Source organism: Granulicella rosea (assembly GCF_900188085.1).
GTDB lineage: Bacteria > Acidobacteriota > Terriglobia > Terriglobales > Acidobacteriaceae > Edaphobacter > Edaphobacter rosea.
Genome location: NZ_FZOU01000004.1, coordinates 32,362 through 51,872 on the forward strand (window position 1 = coordinate 32,362; position 19,511 = coordinate 51,872).

Annotated in this window: 19 protein-coding genes; 10 read left to right on the forward strand and 9 right to left on the reverse strand. The window is 64.8% G+C overall.

Annotation, left to right across the window (positions count from 1 at the left end; genetic code table 11):
• Positions 1 to 90: 90 nt before the first annotated feature.
• Positions 91 to 2,130, reverse strand: coding sequence for a DNA repair helicase YoaA (yoaA, locus tag CHB87_RS12000; RefSeq protein ID WP_089408700.1), 2,040 nt, complete (start codon positions 2,128 to 2,130; stop codon positions 91 to 93).
• Between the two features lie 174 nt (positions 2,131 to 2,304).
• Between yoaA and der the strand changes: the two genes are divergently transcribed.
• Entirely contained in the window at positions 2,305 to 4,167 is a 1,863-nt protein-coding gene (gene der / locus CHB87_RS12005; RefSeq protein ID WP_089408701.1) for a ribosome biogenesis GTPase Der, read from the forward strand.
• A 68-nt stretch (positions 4,168 to 4,235) separates the two neighbouring features.
• Here the strand turns inward: der and CHB87_RS12010 are convergent, their stop codons facing one another.
• From CHB87_RS12010 to CHB87_RS12040, 8 genes are all read right to left on the reverse strand, one after another.
• The gene (locus tag CHB87_RS12010) at positions 4,236 to 6,050 is read right to left on the reverse strand and encodes a tetratricopeptide repeat protein (protein ID WP_142988322.1); all 1,815 of its coding nucleotides are present in this window, start codon (positions 6,048 to 6,050) and stop codon (positions 4,236 to 4,238) included.
• Between the two features lie 48 nt (positions 6,051 to 6,098).
• The gene (locus tag CHB87_RS12015; RefSeq protein ID WP_089408703.1) at positions 6,099 to 7,187 is read right to left on the reverse strand and encodes a DUF7544 domain-containing protein; all 1,089 of its coding nucleotides are present in this window, start codon (positions 7,185 to 7,187) and stop codon (positions 6,099 to 6,101) included.
• 71 nt (positions 7,188 to 7,258) lie between these two features.
• Positions 7,259 to 8,578: a methylenetetrahydrofolate--tRNA-(uracil(54)-C(5))-methyltransferase (FADH(2)-oxidizing) TrmFO gene (gene trmFO, locus CHB87_RS12020; RefSeq protein WP_089408704.1), complete on the reverse strand. Its 1,320-nt coding sequence runs from the start codon at positions 8,576 to 8,578 to the stop codon at positions 7,259 to 7,261.
• An 8-nt stretch (positions 8,579 to 8,586) separates the two neighbouring features.
• The gene (locus CHB87_RS21935) at positions 8,587 to 9,087 is read right to left on the reverse strand and encodes a hypothetical protein (protein WP_142988323.1); all 501 of its coding nucleotides are present in this window, start codon (positions 9,085 to 9,087) and stop codon (positions 8,587 to 8,589) included.
• A 130-nt stretch (positions 9,088 to 9,217) separates the two neighbouring features.
• Positions 9,218 to 9,493: a UPF0175 family protein gene (locus CHB87_RS12025; protein ID WP_176441719.1), complete on the reverse strand. Its 276-nt coding sequence runs from the start codon at positions 9,491 to 9,493 to the stop codon at positions 9,218 to 9,220.
• 98 nt (positions 9,494 to 9,591) lie between these two features.
• Positions 9,592 to 9,780, reverse strand: coding sequence for a DUF6980 family protein (locus tag CHB87_RS22880; RefSeq protein ID WP_089408706.1), 189 nt, complete (start codon positions 9,778 to 9,780; stop codon positions 9,592 to 9,594).
• Positions 9,781 to 10,287 carry a GNAT family N-acetyltransferase gene (locus CHB87_RS12035; RefSeq protein ID WP_089408707.1) on the reverse strand — a complete coding sequence of 169 codons (507 nt, stop codon included), beginning with the start codon at positions 10,285 to 10,287 and terminating at the stop codon, positions 9,781 to 9,783.
• A complete protein-coding gene (locus tag CHB87_RS12040) occupies positions 10,284 to 11,000 on the reverse strand; it encodes a hypothetical protein (RefSeq protein ID WP_245817959.1) in 717 nt (238 codons plus the stop codon). The genes CHB87_RS12035 and CHB87_RS12040 overlap by 4 nt, the downstream gene beginning before the upstream one ends.
• Before the next feature lie 66 nt (positions 11,001 to 11,066).
• Between CHB87_RS12040 and CHB87_RS12045 the strand changes: the two genes are divergently transcribed.
• The 9 genes from CHB87_RS12045 (at position 11,067) to CHB87_RS12085 (ending at position 19,464) form a co-directional block, all read left to right on the forward strand.
• Positions 11,067 to 12,395 carry a 3-deoxy-D-manno-octulosonic acid transferase gene (locus CHB87_RS12045; RefSeq protein ID WP_089409075.1) on the forward strand — a complete coding sequence of 443 codons (1,329 nt, stop codon included), beginning with the start codon at positions 11,067 to 11,069 and terminating at the stop codon, positions 12,393 to 12,395.
• Complete coding sequence (gene lpxK / locus CHB87_RS12050) at positions 12,392 to 13,357, forward strand: tetraacyldisaccharide 4'-kinase (RefSeq protein WP_089408708.1); 966 nt, start codon at positions 12,392 to 12,394, stop codon at positions 13,355 to 13,357. The genes CHB87_RS12045 and lpxK overlap by 4 nt, the downstream gene beginning before the upstream one ends.
• A gap of 12 nt (positions 13,358 to 13,369) precedes the next feature.
• Positions 13,370 to 14,437, forward strand: a complete 1,068-nt coding sequence (locus CHB87_RS12055; protein WP_245817960.1) for a glycosyltransferase family 9 protein — start codon at positions 13,370 to 13,372, stop codon at positions 14,435 to 14,437.
• 79 nt (positions 14,438 to 14,516) lie between these two features.
• Positions 14,517 to 15,107, forward strand: a complete 591-nt coding sequence (locus tag CHB87_RS12060; protein WP_089408710.1) for a methyltransferase family protein — start codon at positions 14,517 to 14,519, stop codon at positions 15,105 to 15,107.
• Positions 15,108 to 15,162: 55 nt separating this feature from the next.
• Positions 15,163 to 15,984, forward strand: a complete 822-nt coding sequence (locus tag CHB87_RS12065) for a DUF3108 domain-containing protein (RefSeq protein ID WP_245817961.1) — start codon at positions 15,163 to 15,165, stop codon at positions 15,982 to 15,984.
• On the forward strand, positions 15,981 to 16,238 hold the full coding sequence (locus CHB87_RS12070; protein ID WP_089408712.1) for a putative signal transducing protein: 258 nt from the start codon (positions 15,981 to 15,983) through the stop codon (positions 16,236 to 16,238). Before CHB87_RS12065 ends, CHB87_RS12070 begins: the two co-directional genes overlap by 4 nt.
• Positions 16,222 to 16,920, forward strand: a complete 699-nt coding sequence (gene queC, locus CHB87_RS12075; RefSeq protein ID WP_089408713.1) for a 7-cyano-7-deazaguanine synthase QueC — start codon at positions 16,222 to 16,224, stop codon at positions 16,918 to 16,920. The genes CHB87_RS12070 and queC overlap by 17 nt, the downstream gene beginning before the upstream one ends.
• A 66-nt stretch (positions 16,921 to 16,986) precedes the next feature.
• Positions 16,987 to 18,159 carry a hypothetical protein gene (locus CHB87_RS12080; protein ID WP_245817962.1) on the forward strand — a complete coding sequence of 391 codons (1,173 nt, stop codon included), beginning with the start codon at positions 16,987 to 16,989 and terminating at the stop codon, positions 18,157 to 18,159.
• A 78-nt stretch (positions 18,160 to 18,237) separates the two neighbouring features.
• Positions 18,238 to 19,464, forward strand: coding sequence for a molybdopterin molybdotransferase MoeA (locus CHB87_RS12085; protein ID WP_089408715.1), 1,227 nt, complete (start codon positions 18,238 to 18,240; stop codon positions 19,462 to 19,464).
• The last annotated feature ends 47 nt before the right edge of the window (positions 19,465 to 19,511 follow it).

Sequence of the window (19,511 nt, forward strand, 5' to 3'; positions counted from 1 at the left end):
CTAAAATTGACCCCAATGAGCTGTCATCCTGAGCGAAGCGAAGGACCTGCGTTCGAGGAGCGGCGCACGAACTTTCCTCCGAAGCCGCCCTTAAGCCTTGCCGGTCACCGGCGCAAAGAACCGCTCCACATCCTCGATGCTCTGGGTCATCCTGTACGGCGGCAGCGAGTCCATGAAGATCTTTCCGTAGCGCTGCCGCTGGATGCGCGGGTCGAGCAGCATCAGCACGCCGCGGTCGTCGAGCGACCGGATCAGCCGGCCGAAGCCCTGCTTCAGCGTGATGACCGCCGATGGTATCTGCAGGTCGAAGAACGGCTTGCCTCCCGCCGCCTCGATCGCCTCCATCCGAGCCTTCACGATCGGGTCCGACGGCACCGCGAACGGCAGCCGGTCGATGATGACGCACGAGAGCTGCTCGCCCTGCACGTCCACGCCCTGCCAGAAGCTGCTCGTGCCGAAGAGCACCGCGTTCGGCGTATCGCGAAACTGCTGCAGCAGCACGTGGCGCGGCGCCGTCCCGTGCAGCAGCAGCGGATAGGGCAGCTCGGCCAGCATACGGTCGTGCATCGCGCGCATCTGCTGATAGCTGGTGAAAAGACAAAACGCGCGGCCTTTCGTAATCTCCAGCACGCGGCGAATGCGTTCGGCCGCGTGGTTGACGAAGTCGGGCTCGCGCGGATCGGGCATATTCGGCGGCAGGTAGAGCAGCGCCTGTTTGCCGTAGTCGAAGTGGCTGGGCACGACCAGCTCCCGCGCCAGCGCGAGCCCCAGCCGCTTGGTCACATGGTCGAAGCCGCCCGAGACCGTCAGCGTCGCCGAGGTCAGCACCACCGACGAGTACGCGTCGAACAGCGAGCTGGTCAGCAGCGCCGACACGTCGATCGGCGTCGCCTGCAACTGCGTGTTGTACGCCTGCTGAGTCGCTCCGCGCGCGAAGTTGCGCACGCCGCCCATCGCCCGGCGCTCGATCCAGAAGACCGTGTTCGGATCGTCCGACTCCAGCAGAAACTTCAGGTGCGCACGAATATCCGCCGTGCGTTTGATCAGCCCCTTGGTCTCGTCGACGTTCTTCACATGCTCCAGCTCGCCTTCGAGCCGCTGCAGCGCGTTCAGCGCGCCGAGATACGCATCGCCGTCGGATTCCAGGAAATACTCGCGATGCTCGAAGGGCATCCGCCCAATCGGCTGCCCCTCAGTAGGCAGCGCCGCGAAGAACATCCGCGATCGCTCGCGCAGGATGTTCGTCGCCGACTCGATGGAGCTCGACGAGGCCTGCTTCGCCCGCAGCATCGTCTCCGTATCGCGGGCCAGCTCGTCGAATCGCTGGTTCGTCAGCCCGATGCCGAAGTAGTTGCTCGCGACATCCTCCAGCTCGTGCGCCTCGTCGAAGACCACCGCCGCGGCCTCCGGCAGAATGCCCGCGTCCGGCGCGCCCGCGGCCTGCTGCTTGATATTCAGATCGGCGAAGAACAGGTGATGATTGACGATGATGAGGTCGGACTCAAGCGCCTTGCGCCGCATCGCGGTCACAAAGCAAGGCTCCCAATCCGGGCACGACTGGCCCAGGCAAGCCTCGGTCCGCGCATCCAGCTTCGACCAAAGCGGCGAACTCTCCGGCAGATGCGACAACTCCGCGCGGTCGCCCGTCTCGGTCGTCTTCTCCCACACCGCGATCTGATGAAACTGGTCGATCTCCTCCAGCCCGCTGAGCAGCGGACTGTCGCGGAGTGCGTACAGCTTGTGTTTGCACAGGTAGTTCGCCCGGCCCTTCATGTAGCAGACCTTCAGCGGCCCGAGGATCGACTCCAGGAACGGGATGTCCTTGAAGTAAAGCTGCTCCTGCAGGTTCTTGGTCCCGGTCGAGAGGATCACCCGCTGCTGTCGCTCCCGCGCAAACCGCAGCGCCGGCAGCAGATACGCCAGGGTCTTCCCCGTCCCTGTCCCCGCTTCCACGATCAAGTGCCGCTTATCGTTGAACGCCGCTTCAACGGCCTGGGCCATCTCGTACTGCCCCTTGCGATGCTCGAAGGCCAGCGACGACTTCGACAGCAAGCCGCCCGGCGCGAAGAACTCACGCAGCGTAGGCAGCTTGGACGGGATAGGCGGCGCGACAGTCGGGGCGGTGGACACTACACAGATGATAGCTGGGGACGCGAAGATTTAGCGAACGTGTCCAGAAGATTGGGCATACTTACGGAATCCGCCCTACAGCGCGGCACGAACGCCCGCAGCTTCTTATAATAAAGAGTTCAGGAAAGTTTCCGCGCAGCGTTTGTCGCGCGCGAGGCACACAGGTGAAGTTCGATGGCAGTGAAGAAGGACGATAAGAAAAGATTAGGCAAGAAGCACCGGCAGGCGAGCACGCGGCCGAAGAAGGGTCGTTCGCCGAAGTCCACGCCGACGACCGGTGCGACGCGCATCGGCGGCGTTGCCCCCAAGAAGCGCAAAGTCATCGCCACCAAGGCAGCCGAGGAGGGCGCGAAGAAGTTCGTCTCCCGCCGCTCGCCGGAGTTCGAAGCCAAGAAGACCATCGCCTACCGCGAAGAAGAAAAAGGCGTAGGCCGCAACTCGGCAAAGATTCCCGAACCCAAGGCTCCCCGTGGGACGGCCCGCACCGGACGCATCGTAAAGCCCGCGACGCCCGAGGACGACTGGCGCGAGGCGGAGCTGCTGGCCCTGCAGCAGTCGGTCACGCTCGAGCATGCGGCGTCGAAGGCGCTACCCTTGGTCGCCATCTGCGGCCGGCCGAACGTGGGCAAGAGCACGCTCTTCAACCGCCTTACCGACTCCCGCCGCTCCATCGTCGGCGACGAGCCCGGCATCACCCGCGACCGCATCTACGGCCAGATCGAGTGGGCCGGTCGCGACGTCCGCATCGTCGACACCGGCGGCGTCGTGCCGGACGACGAGGCCCTGATCCCCAGCGAGATCTTCCGCCAGGCGCAGGTCGCGCTCGAAGAGGCCGACGCCGTGGTCATGGTCGTCGACGGCCGCACGGAGCTGGCCTCGCCCGACATGGAGCTCGCCCGGCTGCTCCTTCGCGGCGGCAAGCCGACCTTTCTCGCGGTCAACAAGATCGACAACGTCGAGATGCAGAACGCGGCGCAGAACTTCCGCCGGCTCGGCTTTCGCAATGTCATGACCATCTCCGCCGAGCACGGCCATGGCATCGGCGACCTGCTGGACGCGGTCTACGAGGTTCTGCCCGAGGACAGGCCCGAGGTCGAGGAAGAGCCGCTCAGCTACGACGAGCTCGAAGCCCGCGACGAGGCCGAGGCCGACGCCGCGCCCATCCGCAAGCAGCGCACGCACGGCGAGTACGAGTCGCGCGAGACCAAGGTCGCCATCATCGGCCGCCCGAACGTCGGCAAGAGCACCCTGCTGAATGCGCTGACCGAGACGAACCGCGCCATCGTCTCGCCCATCGCCGGCACCACGCGCGACGCGGTCGACGAGATCGTCGAGCGCAAGGGCCATCTCTTCCGCTTCGTCGATACGGCCGGCATCCGCCGCAAGGGCAAGACCAAGCTCATGGCCGAGAAGCTCTCGGTCATCATGGCGCGCAAGCACCTCGAAGCGGCGGACGTCTCGTTGCTTGTCATCGACGCGACCGAAGGCGTCACCGGCATCGACGCCAACATCGGCGGCTATGCGCACGAGAGCGGCCGCTCGGTCATCATCGTCATCAACAAGTGGGATCTCGTCACCACGGCGCGCACCGACGGCAAGCCGCCGGTCGACCAGAAGGTCTACGCCCAGCAGGTGCGCGACGCGCTGAAGTATCTGGAATACGCGCCGCTGCTCTTCATCTCCGCCGCGCCCGCCGACGGCGACAAGCCGCGCGCGATCAACGAAGTCTTCGCCAAGGTCGAGCTGGTCGCGCGCGAACGGCGCAAGCGCGTCTCGACCGGCCAGATGAACAAGTTCCTCGAAAAGGTCGACTTCCAGCGCGCCTCGGTGCCGATGAACAAGCGCGTGAAGATCTACTACATGACGCAGGCGCAGGTGGCTCCGCCGACCTTCGTGCTCTTCACCGATAAGGACGTCAAGATGCACTTCTCCTTCGAACGCTTCCTGGCCAACCAGATCCGCGAGAACTTCGGCTTCATCGGCTCGCCCATCTGGTTCAAGATTCGCGCGCGGAACAAGAAGAAGGTCGAGGAGTAGGGAAAGATGTCTTTGAGAGCTGTCAGCTTACAGCGATTCAGCTGACAGCTCTCGATCTCCGCCTTTCATCACTTCGACGCCACCGCCGCATCCCCCAGCACCCGATGCGCGTGGACAAGCTCGGGAAGACTGCTATCCGCCGTCGGCCAGGCCTTCAGCAGCGCCTGATACCCGGCGCGCGCGCCCGCTTGATCGCCTGAAAGTTCCTTCGCGTAAGCCACGCCGTAGAGCTCGAAGCCGGACTCCGGCCGTTCGGCCAGCGCAGCGTCATAGGCGGTCTTCGCGCCGGTGTAGTCCTTTGCCTTCAGCAGCGCCGCGGCCTCGGTCTCATGCACCGGCCGGATGTACGCCGGCGGCTCGCGATAGCCCAGCGCCTTCTCTTCCTTCGCGGCCTCTTCATACAGCTTCTTCGCCGGGTTCAGCTTGCCCTGCTGAATCAGTGCGCCCGCGCGCAGCTCCAGCGAGGCGATGCCAAGCGACTTTTCGAGCGGCCCGGCCATCGCATCCGGCATGATGGGCATCATGGGCGGCGCGTCCTTCTTTGCCTCGTCCTTCTTGTCTCCGTTCTTCGCTGCCCTGGCCGCATCTTCATCCGCATGCATGCGCCACAGGCCGGCGTCCAGGCGTGCCGACGCAGCCTGCGCCGCAGCCAGATCGCCGAGATCGAGCGCCCGCATGCCAACCGCGAAGTCGTGCAGTTCGGTCGACAGAAAGCGCAGGTTGACGTTGTTGTCCTTCTCGGCCAGCGTCTGGGCGTCGAGCAGCGCGAGCACCGTGTCCCAGTCCGCCGTGCGCAGCGCCACCGGCAGCCGATAGTTGACGCGCGAGAGCTGGTCGCGCAGCGAGTGCGTGTAGAGCGTCGCCGGCGTCTGCCCCTGCGCGCCTGCGAGCCGGTCCGAGAGCGCATCCGCATCCTTCAGTCGGCCCATCTCCATCAGGTTCGCGATCGAATACATCATGTTGTGGACGTAGTTCCAGTCGTCGTCTCGATCGACCTTCTGCTCTCGCATGTACTTCTCGTCGGCGACCGTCGAGGCCTCGAACCACACCTGCGCGTCCTTGTAGTCGCCCGTGCGGTAGAAGATGTGGCCGGGCATGTGGACCATGTGGCCGCTGGTCGGCGCAAGGCTCGCCAGCAGCTTCGCGCTCGGAATGGCCCGCTCCGGATGATTGCCCGGCTCCATCGCATGAATCCAGTAGTGGTTCGCGGCGGAGTCGTTCGGAGCGTCGCGCAATACGCCTTCGAGGATGGCGATCGACTCCTTCGTCCCGGCCTTCGGCTCGCCCTTGTCGTCGAAGCCGTCGTTGACCGCATTCGCGAGGAAGATCCTCGCCTGCGGATCCTTCGGGTTCTTCTTCACCAGCTTGCGCAGTGTCTCGACGGACTCCTTGTCATTCTTCGCCGCGTCCGCTTCGGCCGCCTCGATATAGAGCTTCTCGGCGCCGCTGACGTGCTTCTTCAGCCGCACGGCCTCGGCCAGCGCCCTCTCCCCGTAGACCTTGTTCGGGCCATGGAAAGAGCCGCCCGTCTGCCAAAGTCCCCAGTAACACATCGCGCAGTTGGGGTCGACGCGCACCCCCTGCTCGAAGGCCTTGTTCGCCTCGAAGTCCCAGAAGTCGTGCAGCAGGTTCAACCCCTGGTCGAACCAGGCCTGCGCCTCGGGGGTCGCCGTGATGGCGATGTGGCTGTTGCCGATGCCCGTCAACTTGATCGGTACGGGCAGCTCCGCCGGCGGCGGAATCGGCTTCATATGCTCCATCTGGCCTTTGCCCATACCGGCCATGCAGTCCTGCTGGGCGAAGGAGAGGACCGGTTGCGCCACGGTCGAGAGAAGACACACCGCCGCCACACGCGAGAAGAAACTCATCCGAGAGAAAGACATGAGGACACTTTACTCCAATCGGTTCAGGAGGTTAAGCAGCATCCGCCATCACGCGATCACGGGGTCCATCGGAAACGGCGGGCCACCGTCGTCGCTTCGTTCGTCCGGCGAAGGAAAGGGCGGCGGCGGAGTGAAGGGCGAGCCTGGGTCCGGCTCCAGAATGCTGCCCAGCAGGGGATATCGACCGCCAAGGAAGAAGAGCGAGTAAGCCCGCAGAAAGGTGGAGCTGACGCCGAAGAGCAGGATGGCCGCGACGACCAGCGGCACGAGGATCGCCGCGATCAGCACCACGGAACCTGCGATCAGCACAAACTGTCCCCCCGTTCCTGCATGCCGCAGCGCCATCCAGAGCGCGAAGCCGCAGCCTCCAAACGGAATCGCCAGGACGAGCGCAAAGACGGCCAGCGCGATGTAGCAGCCGATGGCCGCGGCAAAGCTCAGCAAAAAGCGCAGGATGAGGTAGACCAGCACCTGCCCCGGCTCCGCGCGCACCAGCCACACAATCCGGCGCAACGTATCCGCCAGCGATGTGCCTTCGAGCGCCATGGACGGCAGGCCGAAGTCCGCCAGCAGCGCATAGAGCAGTCCAATGAAAAGGATCACCAGGAAGATCGCGCCGAGGAATCCAAACATCGCGCCAAGGAGTTCCGGCATTCTCTCCCTGGGCAGCGCCGGTCCGTCGGGCATGCTGTGAATGAAGTGAAGAATCGTCGGCACGAGCACGGGGGCAAGGAAGAGGAGCACGGCCAGGAAGAACAGGACCTTCAACCCCATCCAGTACCAGGTGGCCCTGTCGTAGCGCCGCCAGATGGGCGCGACCCGCGTATCCCGGCGCAGCACCATGTCGAACAGCACGAACTGAAGCCGGGACGAAAGATAAAAGAACGCCAGCCCGAGAATCAGCGCGATCACCGCGATGACGACTCCGATCGCCACAAGCACCGCCGCAAACGCGGGCGGCAGCCCCTGATGGTGTCCGCGCGGAACATTGAAGCTGGAGCTGCAGCCGCCCATCTGCGCAAAGAAGGCGACCGCGCCGATCTTCAGCCAGACGCGCCAGTTGCGCGGCCCGCCCAGCAGCCTCTGTGTGTGGTTCATAGCCGGAGTGATCGCGTCGATTGCATTGAGCCGCTGCATGCGTGTCGGTTCCCTCTGCGTCGTGAAGGACAGAGTACCTCAGAGTTACGGCGGACGCTATGGCGGAACGTTTAGCGCAGCCACTCCGTCCAGGCCGCAAACGCCCGCTCACACTGAATCCGGTGCCGCTCCTTCTTGTCCCGGATCTTCTTGCGCAGCTCTTCTTCGAGCGGCGGCAGCAGGTCGAAGGTGATGTTCGCCGGCTGGAACTTCTTCGTATCCGCGTGCGTGATGTAGTGCATCAGCGAGCCGTGGGCCGACCCGCGCGGAGCCGCCTGCGGCGCCCGCCCCTGCGCGATCTCCGCCGCGAAGATACCCGCCAGCATCCCGCTCGCAATCGACTCCGTATACCCCTCCACGCCCGAGAGCTGGCCCGCGATCATCACGGTCGGATGAGCGCGCAGTTGCAGCGTCTCCGTCAGCAGACTCGGCGCGTGGATGTACGTGTTGCGATGAATCTGGCCATAGCGCAGGAAGGTCGCGTTCTCGAGCCCCGGAATCATCCGCAGGACCTTATTCTGCTCGCCGAACTTCAGGTGGTTCTGAAAGCCGACGAGGTTGTAGCTATCCGCCCGCAGATTCTCCTGCCGAAGCTGAACGGCGGCATAGGGCCAGCGGCCGGTCTTCGGATTGGTCAGCCCGGCGGGCTTCATCGGTCCGAAACGCAGCGTATCGCGCCCGCGCCGCGCCGTCTCCTCGATCGGAAGGCAGCCCTCGAAGTACTGGAGCTTCTCCCACTCCTTGCTCTCGACGTTCTCCGCCGCGGCCAGCGCGTCGATGAAGGCGTCGTACTCCTCCTTGGTGAACGGGCAGTTGATATAGTCGGCCGTTCCCTTGTCCCAGCGCGCGGCGAAGTAAACCTTCTCCATGTCGATGGTCGTCGCGTCGACGATGGGCGAGATGGAGTCGTAGAACGCCAGATGCTCCGAGCCGGTCAGCCGCTGCAAATCCGCCGTCAACGCAGGCGAAGACAGCGGACCGGAGGCCAGAATCGTCAGGTCCGCGCCGGCCTCGTCGATGCTCGTCACCTCTTCACGGACGATCTTGATGTCGGGATGAGACTCCAGCCGCTCGGCAACCTTCGCCGAGAACGCCACCCGGTCGACCGCCAGCGCATGGCCCGCAGGAACTGCCGTTGCGTCGGCATCCTTGAGCAGAAACGACCCCGCACGCCGCATCTCCTGCTTCAGCAGCCAGGGCGCGGTATTCTCGGACTCCGACTTGAGCGAGTTCGAACAGACGAGTTCGGCGAAGTCCGCCGTCTGGTGCGCCTCGGTCGACCGCGTGGGACGCATCTCGTAAAGCGTGACCGTGCAACCGCGCGAAGCGGCCTGGAGCGCGGCTTCCGGGCCCGCAAGGCCGCCGCCGATGATCTTGATGTGAGGCTTCATGGTTCTGCTTATCTCTCTCGGCTCGGGAGCGGTGCGCAAGTCACCTCGACTCCTTGTCCGCCGCCGCACCAAAATGAATTGGCACCGTAACCTGTATCGTATCCGACCGAGACAGCGGAGTTTCCCTGCCAGTGCACATTTGAAGACTCTGCCTGCTTCCACCTGCCACTGAAGATGACGTGGGAATAGAGTCCGTGGTGCGAATACACCGTAACGTCCGTATCTCCTCCCAGCGCGCCGCCATCGTGATCGAGCACACGAAAAGCTCGTTTCCCATCAGGCGAAAAAACTGGCGCAGAAGCGGTCGTTTCTGAGAAAAATAGAAGGAAGAATCCGAACAGGAATAAGAGAAAACCACTTAGCCCGATCAGCAACACGGATAAGGTCTGACTCGGCCATCGAATTAGCGATCTACTTTTCTTGACCACACGGAAGATGAGAATACTGACGATTAGGACAGTGAGACAAATCAGCGGTGGGACCAGCGGCCGGTAGTCGAAGAAGATCATCGTTTGAACTCCAGCATTCCATTGTGGCAATTTTCACTTTACATCGCAAAGCGTACTGCCATCGGTTATTCAGAAAATCCACTTTGTTCGATCTATCTTTAGTTGAGCGCTGTTGTACCGGCAACGACGATCACGCTTTGATTCGCTCTGCGCTCAAAGGGAATAGACGACTCAGCGTAGCGAAATCCTTCTCCAGATCGTCCGGAGTGTAGTCGTAGATCTCATGCCGTTGCAAAAAGACATCCACCTGCATACGTGTCTCGAAACCCAGCAGTTGACGAACCTGCTCCATGGTCAGCCGGCGATCACGATATGCGCTGGCAACCGCCTCCTCCAGGAGCACACGCGCCGCATCTCCACCCGCCGGGACGAGATGCGCGAGAAACCGGTCCGGGATTTCGACCATCACCTGCATGTGTTGAGGTTAGCAGAGCATCGGTCAAACTATCGAATCTCGTCATTGAAGTCGTGGCCATCTCTCGATCACACTAAATCGAAGGCCGGTCACTTCAGAGGCGTACCGCACCACGGGCAGTATGCGATCTCGATAGAAGACTCGCCCCCATCGTGGACGATCAAGCCATAGCTACGCTTAAGCTTGGCGACCAGTGCATCCGGGCAATCCCAAATGCGGTTATGGAGATCACACTTCCATTGCAACTGACGCGCCATCATTTCGCAGCAGGCAGGCATTCAATCGCACCGCATCGAAAGCGCGCAAAGCGCATCGCCCGAAACCCGCATAATCCGCCAGTCCGTGCTCATCTCCGCGCCCATGCTGTTGTAGAAGTCGATCGCCGGCGTGTTCCAGTCGAGCACGTTCCACTCCAGCCGCGGGCAGCCTTCGACGACCGCCACACCCGCCACGCGCGAGAGCAGCATCTTCCCAATGCCCTTGCCGCGAAACTCCGGGCGCACGAACAGGTCTTCCAGGTGAATGCCGTGGTGTCCGCGCCACGTGCTGTAGTTCAAAAAGTAGAGCGCGAACCCGGCAGGCTGGCCCAGCCACTCCGCGATCAGGCAGTGGAAGCGCGGCACCGGGCCGAAGCCATCGCGGTGCAGGTCGGTCGGCGTGGCCAGCACGGCCTCCGGCTCGCGCTCGTAGGTCGCAAGCTCGTGGATCAGCTCCAGCATCAGCGGCACGTCCTGCGGGGTCGCCAGGCGGATGTTCAACGGGTGGGCGGGGTCGACGATGCTCATCGGCTCTCTTTCTTCTCTGAATCGCTTTTCTTGGATTGAACTGCCAGCCACTTGTCGAAGGGTATCGTGAAGCCGAAGAGCTCCACCTTGTCGCCCTTCGCATCGGTGGTCAGAATCTTGCGCAGGTAGAGCTCGGCGTGCTTCAACACCGGGTCGTCCACGCCGCGCACATCGTAGAACAAGTATCCGGCGGCGGTCGTATGCGGCGCGACCACCAGCGATTTGAAGCCGAAGTCGTTGTCGTCCGCCGTAATCTTCTGGTCGACCGGCGTGTGCTTGATCGGAATCGGGATGATCGGCAGCCGCTTGTCGATCGCGTTCTTGCCCTGGAACAGCCGCCGGTTCAGGTCCTCGTCGGTCGCGGCGGGAATCTTGTCGCCCTCGCTCGGCAGATATTGGATCCGCACCTCGTCGAGCGTCAGGGCCTGGTCGCGGTCGTTCGTGATGATGACCCAGACCGGCACGAAGCCGTGCTGGACATACTCCAGCCGGAAGAACTTGCACTTCTCCGGATCGCTGCAGGGCTCGGCCGCGACGGTCACCTTCTCGGTCTCGTGCCGGTCGAAGGCGGGATACTGACCGGCCGGCTTTGGGACAGGGGCGGTCCGGGGCTTGTCCTTGGCCTGGGCGCCTGGCGTGAAAAGGAGCGCGGCTGCGAGACATGGGGCGCCCAGCCTTGTGGAACGAAATCGGGTTGAGGAATACGTCATCATGCTGGCTTGATTATCATCTTCGCTGATGCACACTAAAAAGGCGAGGTCCGGCCAGGCAGCATGTTCATGATCCTCTATAGCGCGCTGCTGACGGCGGTCCTCGTCCTGGGGTCGCCCTGGTGGCTGTGGCGGATGGCGACCAGCGGACGCTACCGCGCCGGTCTCTCCGGCCGGCTGGGCGTCGTCCCCGCCGGACTGAAGGCTGCTGTTGCCGGTAAAGACGTGGTTTGGGTCCACTGCGTTTCGGTCGGCGAGGTGCTCGGCGCCGCGCGCCTGATCGCCGAACTGCAGGCCGCGCTGCCCGGATACGTCGTCGCCGTCTCCACCACGACGCAGACCGGGCAGGAGATCGCCCGCCAGAAGCTCCCCGGCACGCCGGTCTTCTACATGCCGCTCGATCTGGCGTTCATCGTCCGCCGCTATCTCAACGTTCTGCGCCCGAAGCTGCTGGTCCTGATGGAGAGCGAGCTGTGGCCCCGGCTGCTGGTCGAGTGCGAACGCCGCAAGATCCCGGTCGCGGTCGTGAACGCCCGCATCTCCGACCGGTCGTTCCCGCGTTATATGAAGCTCCGCAGGCTGTGGAAGCCCCTGATGGCGAAGGTGACCCTTTTCCTTGCGCAGGGCGAGGAGACGGCCGAGCGGCTGCGGATGATTGGGGCGCCCCCACAACGAGTACGCGTGGCCGGAAATCTGAAGTTCGACCTCCAACCGGCTGCACCCAGCAAAGTTGCGGACAGAATTCGCGAACTGGCCGATGGAAGGCCGATCATCGTCGCAGGCAGCACCTGCGGCACGGAAAGCAGCGCCGACGAAGAGACGATGCTGCTCGAAGCCTGGCAACGCGCCCCACGCGAGAAATTCGGAGCATTACTTGTCATTGCTCCCCGGCACACCCAGCGATTTGCGGTCGTAGAGTCCGCTCTCTCTGAGTTCCACTATCTGCGGGTCAGCGACTGGAGCCGCACCGACGGCAAGTCCCCACGCATTATCCTTCCCGGCCACCCCGACCGGCTTGAAATCATTCTGCTCAACACCATCGGCGATCTGGCAGATGTCTACCGCATCGCAGACATCGCATTCGTCGGCGGCAGCCTCATCCCACGCGGAGGGCACAATCCACTGGAGCCTGCGCGATTCGGAGTTCCCGTCACAATGGGTCCTTTCCACCAGAACTTCCGTGAGATCGTTCATCTCATGTCGTCGGAGGACGGCCTTCGCGAGATCGTCACCGACGATATCGCCGGTGTCGAAGAAGCTTTCGCCGACCTCCTGTCGGACACCGAGGATGCCAGAAGAGTCGGAGAGCGGGGGCAGGCTGTCTATAAAACACACAGCGGTGCAACTCCAAAAACTGCTCAAATTCTTGTCGATCTGATCGTGTGGAGGAAACCATGAGACGCCCCTGGCTTACCTCCCTCATCCCGCTCTACTCCGCCGGACTCATGACGAAGAGCGCCCTGCTCGACGCGGGTGTACTGAAGCAGCGCCGCCTGCAACGCCCGGTCATCTCCATCGGCAGCCTCTCCGCAGGCGGCGCGGGCAAGACCCCCGTCGTCCTCATGCTCGCGCGCCTGCTCACCGAGCGAGGCTTTGTAGTCGGCATCCTCTCGCGCGGCTACGGGCGCATCACCAAAGACGTCCTGCCGGTCGAACTGGCGAACGACGGCCTCGACGCGGCCCGCTTCGGAGATGAACCGACCGAGATGGCACAAGCTGGTCTCCGCGTCTTCGTCGGCTCGGACCGATTCGCCGCCGGGACGCTGGCCGAATCCACGAGCCTCCAAACCATCCACCTGCTCGACGACGGCTTCCAGCACCGCAAGCTCGCCCGCGACCTGGACATCGTCCTGCTCACCCGCGCGGACATCGAGGATCACCTCCTGCCCGGCGGCAACCTGCGCGAGCCGCTCTCGGCGCTCAAGCGGGCGAAGATCGTCGTCGTCCGCGAGGAAGAAGATCTCGCCGGGCTGGCCGCGGCCTCGGGCGCAGCGGTATGGGTCGTCCGTCGCCGCCTGCGCCTGCCGCCAGACAGGCCCACGCGGCCGCTCGCCTTCTGCGGCATCGCCCGGCCGGAGAGCTTCTTCGCCATGCTTCGCGAGGCCGGCTGCCCCGTCGTCGGCCGCGAGGCCCTGCCCGACCACCACATCTATGACGAGGACGACCTCACCCGCCTCGTCAACCTCGCCCGCGCGAGCCACGCCAACGGCTTCATCACCACCGCGAAGGATGCGGTCAAGCTCGATCTCGCGCGGCTGGCGAAGGTGGGGCCGGTCGCCGTCGCCCGGCTGGAGGTCGAGCTGCTGGACGCGGAGACCGCGCTGGAACCAGTGCTGCGACTTCTTCGTACCACCTCGTGAGAAGATGACCACTTGGGAATTCCCACTCCAGACCGGACTCTGCGCGTCCTGATCGTTCGGATTGGCGCGATGGGCGACGTCGTCCACGCGCTGCCGGCGGTGGCGGCGCTGCGTCGCGCGCTGCCGGATTGCCATCTCGGCTGGGCCATCGAGCCGCGCTGGAGCGAGTTGCTGGAGACTCGGCGCAGCATGCCCGGCGCGCCGCGCGGCCCGGAGAAGCCCCTCGTGGACCGCGTCCACCCGGTGCCGACCCGCGCCTGGAAGCAGCGCCCCGTCTCCCTTGCCACCCTGCGCGAGATCGTCACCCTGCGGCGCGAGATGCTGGCCGAGCGCTACGACCTGTGCGTCGACCTGCAGGGGTCGATCCGGTCTTCGATCGTCGGTTGGCTGGCCGGGGCGCAGCGCTTCTTCGGACCGGAGGCGCCGCGCGAAAAGCAGGCCCGCTGGCTCTACGGGACGCCTTTCGCCACGTCGTCCGCCCATGTGATCGAGCAGGCGTGCGAGCTGCTGGGCGCGGCTGCCGGTCTGCCGCTCAAGCCCGCGACGGTCGAATTTCCCCGCGAGGCGCGTGCCGAGCTATGGGCCAAGTCCTTTCTGGAGTTCGAGTTGAAGAGCCAGCCCTACGTCGTGCTGGCCCCCACGGCGGGCTGGGGGGCGAAGGAGTGGCCCGCCGAACGCTACCGCAAGCTGGCCGCCGCGCTGGGGGCCGCCGGGCTGTCGGTGGTGGTGAACGCCGTGCCCGGCAAGATGGGCGTGCCGGACTCGATCGCGCTCGGCGGCGTGGCGAAGATCGCCGTCTGCAACCTGCCGCATATGGTCTCGCTGCTGCGGCACGCGAGCCTAGTCATCGGCGGCGACTCCGGCCCGATCCACGTCGCCGCCGCGCTGGGCCGGCCCGTGCTTTCTCTCTTCGGCCCGACCGATCCGGCGCGGACCGGTCCGCTGGGCGAACGCGCCCGGACGCTGCGGCACCCCGGCAGCATCACCGACCACCGCAGGCATCGCGCGACGGAGGAGGGGCTGGCGAAGATCGGCGTCGACGAGGTGCTGGGCGCGGCGCTGGAGTTGCTGGTGCGTTGACGAAAAGACAGAAGCAGATTCCCTGCGGGAATGACAAACAAGAGAAGCAACAGCGACAATACAGAGACTGGAGTGTGGATTGGCGGAGCGGACAGGCTGGCAGAAGGTTGCAAAACGGATTCGCGTGCCCATGGGGTTCGTCTTTGCGGCGGTGTTTCTCTGGCTGGCGCGGCCTACCGGCAAGACGCTCGGGCTTAGCCTGCTGCCGGTGCTGGCCGGGCTTTGGCTGCGCGGGTATGCGGCGGGCTATGTGCGCAAAAACGCAGAGCTTACGACCACCGGGCCGTACGCCCACACGCGCAACCCGCTCTACCTTGGGTCGATGCTGATCGCCTTCGGCTTCGCCGGGGCGGCGGCGAGCTGGTGGATCCTGGGCTCGCTCGCGCTGCTTTTCGCGGCTATCTATATTCCAACGATCCAGGGTGAGGAGGGCTATCTCCGCGCGCACTTTGCCAACTTCGACGAATACGCCGCAAAGGTTCCGCGTCTGCTGCCCCGCCTGACGCCCGCGCCCACCACGGCCGAGCGCGGCAGTTTCTCCCGCAAACTCTACCTCCACCACCGCGAGTACAATGCTTCCATGGGCGCCGGCGCGATCTATTTCGCGCTGGTTATCCGGCTCCTATGGGAGAAGCACGCCTTCATCGCCGGCGTTGCAGGTCCGCGATGAGCGTCCCGGGGCATCGGAGCAGCACCCAAAATCTACGTACTGGACGGCGCCCAACTTGCTGAAACGCTGGAACCTGAGCCTTCTCGCTCTCCTGCCCATCCTGACGCTCCCCGCTACGGCCCGCGCCCAGCTACTCGGACTGGGCAGACCGGCCGTCCCGGTGGTGATCCCCACGCTGCAGCCGCCGCCCGCGGACTACGTCTTTCCCCAGCACCAGACGCTCACCTACTCGGTCGACTGGCGCGTCTTCACCGCCGGCACAGCCGTCTTCCAGATCGACCAGGCCGGCACGCAGCAGAAGGTCTCGGCGACGGCGGACACCATCGGCAACGTCAACATGCTCTTTCCGGTGGTCGACAAGTTCCAGGCTGGCTTCGACACGAAGACCGGCTGCTCGACCGGCTTCAGCAAGCAGTTGCAGGAGGGCCGGCGCAAGGTGAACTCCGAGCTTGCGTTCGACTACGCCGCCGGCAAGCAGACCCAGACCGACCGCAACATGGTCAAGAACACCCAGACCACCAAGATCGCGAACATCCCGGCCTGCGTCGCGGACTCGCTTTCGGCCATCTTTTACGTCGCCAGCCAGAAGCTCGCCGTCGGCCAGCAGTTTCGTCTGCCTCTGGCCGATTCCCTGCGCACGGTTACCGTCACAATGGTCGTCGAGGGCAAGGAAGAGATCAAGACACCCGCGGGAACCTTCCAGACCATCCGCGTGCAGCCCAAGGCCGACGAAGGCGTGGTCAAGAATCGCGGCAACATCTGGATCTGGTACACCGACGACGCGCGGCACATCCCGGTGCAGATCCGCGCGCGGGCGACTGGCAGCCTGTTGTGGGGCACCATCACCTTTCACCTGCAGTCGATCGAGACCAAATGAGCGAGATAGACGAAGAGCTGGTCACCGTGGGCAAATATCTGGAACCCGCCGACGCCCACATGGCCAAGGGCCTGCTGGACTCCGCCGGGATCGAGTGCTTTCTGCAGGGCGAGCAGGCGAACTCCCTGCTGGCCTCGGCCTTTCGCGTCCGGCTGCGGGTGCGCCATGCGGACGAGGACGCCGCAAAGGAGATGCTCGCCGGCGAGGTAAGCATCGGCAACCAGTGGGAGGCGGCAAATGACGACGAAGCCTAAGGCGGTCCTGTGTCTTTCGGGCGGCATGGACTCCTGTGTCTGCGCCGCGCTGGCCGCGCGCGACCACGAGGTCTACGCGCTGCACTTCAGCTACGGCCAGCGGACGGAGGCGCGCGAGCTGCGGGCGGCGACCGACATCGCGCGGCTGATCGGCGCGAAGGAGTTCATGCACCTGAAGATCGACCTCTTCCGGCGCATCGGCGGGTCGGCCCTGACGGATGCGAATATCGCCGTGCCCGACGCGGCGGAGGACGAGACGCAGATCGGCGCCGAGGTGCCCGTCACCTACGTCCCCTTCCGCAACGCGCACTTCCTCTCCGCCGCCGTAAGCTGGGCGGAGGTCATTGGCGCGAAAAAGGTGCTGATCGGCGCGGTCGAGCAGGATAGCTCCGGCTATCCCGACTGCCGGCCGGCGTACTACGCGGCCTTCAACGAACTCATCCGCCAGGGAACGAAAGAGGGCGATATTCAGGTCGAGACGCCGCTGATCGCGCTGCGCAAGAAAGAGATCGTGGAGCTCGGAGTTGAAGTGGGCGCCCCCTTCCATGTAAGTTGGTCATGCTACGCGGGCGAGCGAGAGGCCTGCGGAGCGTGCGAGAGCTGCGCTCTCAGGCTGCGCGCGTTCCGCGAGGCCGGAGGCGTCGACCCGATTCCATACGCATCCGGAGCAGGCCGCATCTAATCCGTTTTTGGTTGTCTTTGAAGTGATTTCGAGAGAGAAGCGCAGAGAAAGCGCGGGAGAATGACTGTGAAGAAGATATCTGGATTCAAGGCCTGGAGCCTGGCAGCCGCCGCAACGCTGGCGATGCCCTCCATCATGCTGGCTCAGCCGGCGCCCGCGTCTGTCCATGGACACGCCAGCAACCCCGCCGGCATCGCATTTCCCGTGGGCGGCGAGGTCCGCTTCACCAAGGACAAGACCAGCGACCCCAAGGATCGCAAGTACCCCTACGCCTTCCCGCTCGATGCACAGGGCAGCTTCAAGGGTACGGGCCTCGCGCCCGGCGACTACGTCGCGGTCGTCTTCGTGGATGGCAAGACGGTCGACTTCACCGAGGTCACCCTGGCCGCCGGCGACGACAAGGACATCAACCTTGACGAGACCCGCAAGGAATACACGGACAAGATGACTCCCGAGGAGAAGAAGAACCTCGAAGAGTTCAAGAAGAAGAACGCCGAGGTGATGGCGGCGAACGGTAAGGTCGCCAACCTGAATGCGGCGCTCGCCTCCGCCCGCGCCGACAACAAGGCCGGCAACTACGACAACGCGATCAAGACCATGAGCGACGCGACCGCGCAGAAGCCGGACGAAGCCGTCCTGTGGGTGACGCTGGGCGACGCGCAGTTGGGCGCGGCCAACGCAGCCCAGAAGGCCGCGCGCGACGCGCACACGTCGACGATGGACGTGGCGATCGTCGAGAAGTTCAAGATCGCCGCAGCCTCTTATGAGAAGGGCATCGCGGCCAACGCAGCCTCGAAGAAGCCGAACGCGGAGCTCGTCGGCGTGGCGTACAACCAGCTCGGCCAGTGCTACGGCAAGGCGGGTGAGACGGCCGAATCGTCCGCGGCGTACGAGAAGGCGGTCGTCGCGCAGCCCACGCAGGCCGGTATGTACTACTTCAACGAGGCGGCCACGCTCTTCAACGCGGGCAAGACGGACGAAGCCGTGGTCGCGGCGGACAAGGCGATCGCCGCCGATCCGAAGCGCGCCGAGGCCTACTTCATCAAGGGCCAGTCGCTCGTCGGCAAGGCCTCGGTGGACCCGAAGACGCAGAAAATCGTCGCACCTCCGGGCTGCATGGAGGCCTACCAGAAGTACCTGGAACTGGCGCCCGATGGCCCCCACGCCAAGGACGTCTCGGACATCCTCACCGGCTTCGGCCAGACGGTCAAGTCGAGCTACAAGGCAGGCAAGAAGTAGCTTCCATGTTCTAAATAAAAGCCCCGAGGCGTGGACCGCTTCGGGGCTTCGCTTTTCGTACCTGCCCCGGAGTACCGTATGACCTCCTCCCCCTCCGTCGTTCTGGACTTTGAAGCTGCGGTCGCCCTGATTCAGGCGCACGCCCGCACCCTGACGCCGCCGGTCGAGTTCGAAGAGCTGGAGCTGCTGGCGACGCAGGGCAGAATCCTCGCCCAGCCGGTCGCGGCCGATCGCGATCAGCCGCCCTTCGACCGCTCCACCCGCGACGGGTACGCGGTGCGCGCGGGCGCCTTCTCCTCCGGCACGCGCCTTGCCGTCGTGGGCATGCTGCGCGCGGGCGAGCTATGGGCCGGCGAACCGCTCGCCGAGCGCCAGGCCATCCAGATCATGACCGGCGCCCCCATCCCCGCCGGCGCCGACTCTGTCGCCATGGTCGAGCACGTCGTACCCGGCGAAGCGATCGTGCATGCCGCCGAAGGCCGCCGCGTCGCCGTGGGCGAAAACATCGTCCCGCGCGGCAGCGAGGCTCGCGCCGGCGCCGCCGTTTTGCCCGCCGGCGTGCGCATCGGCGCGGCGGAGATCGCGCTCGCCGCGGCCTGCGGACGCCCCAGGCTGAGAGTCTTCCGCCGCCCGCGCGTCGCTATCGTCGCCACCGGCGATGAGCTCGTCGAGGTCGATCGCGCTCCCGGCCCGCAACAGATTCGCAACTCCAACAGCTACACCCTCGCCGCGCTGGTCGCCGCAGCCGGGGGCGAACCTGTCCGGCTGCCGATCACGCCCGACCGCCGCCAGGCCGTCGCGGCATCGCTCGACTCCGCGCGCCAGTGCGACCTCATCGTCTTCTCGGGCGGCGTCTCCATGGGCGAATACGACCTGGTCGAAGAGGTTCTGCTCGCCGCCGGCGCTGCGTTCCACTTCACCGGCGTACGTATGCAGCCCGGAAAACCCGTCGTCTTCGGCCAAATCGAGAGCCAGATCGGCAAGCAGTACCTCTTCGGCCTGCCCGGCAACCCCATATCCACCCAGGTGACCTTCCACTGCTTCGTCGAGCCGCTGCTGCGCGCGATGTGCGGCGGCGAGGTGCGCGGACCGGGCTTCGCCCTCGCCACGCTGGCGGACGCCGTGCCTGCGAAACCCGGTCTCACCCGCCTGCTTCCGGCCCGCATGGACCTGACCCGCGTCCGGCTCGTCGGCTGGCAGGGTTCGGGCGATCTGACCGCGAACGCCCACGCTAACTGCTACGTGGAGCTGCGGCCCGGCGCGACCTACGCCGCTGGAGACTTCGTCCGCGTGCTGCTGCGCTGACAGGCTGGCCAGAACTGCCGTCATCTCGACCGAAGCGAAGCGCAGTG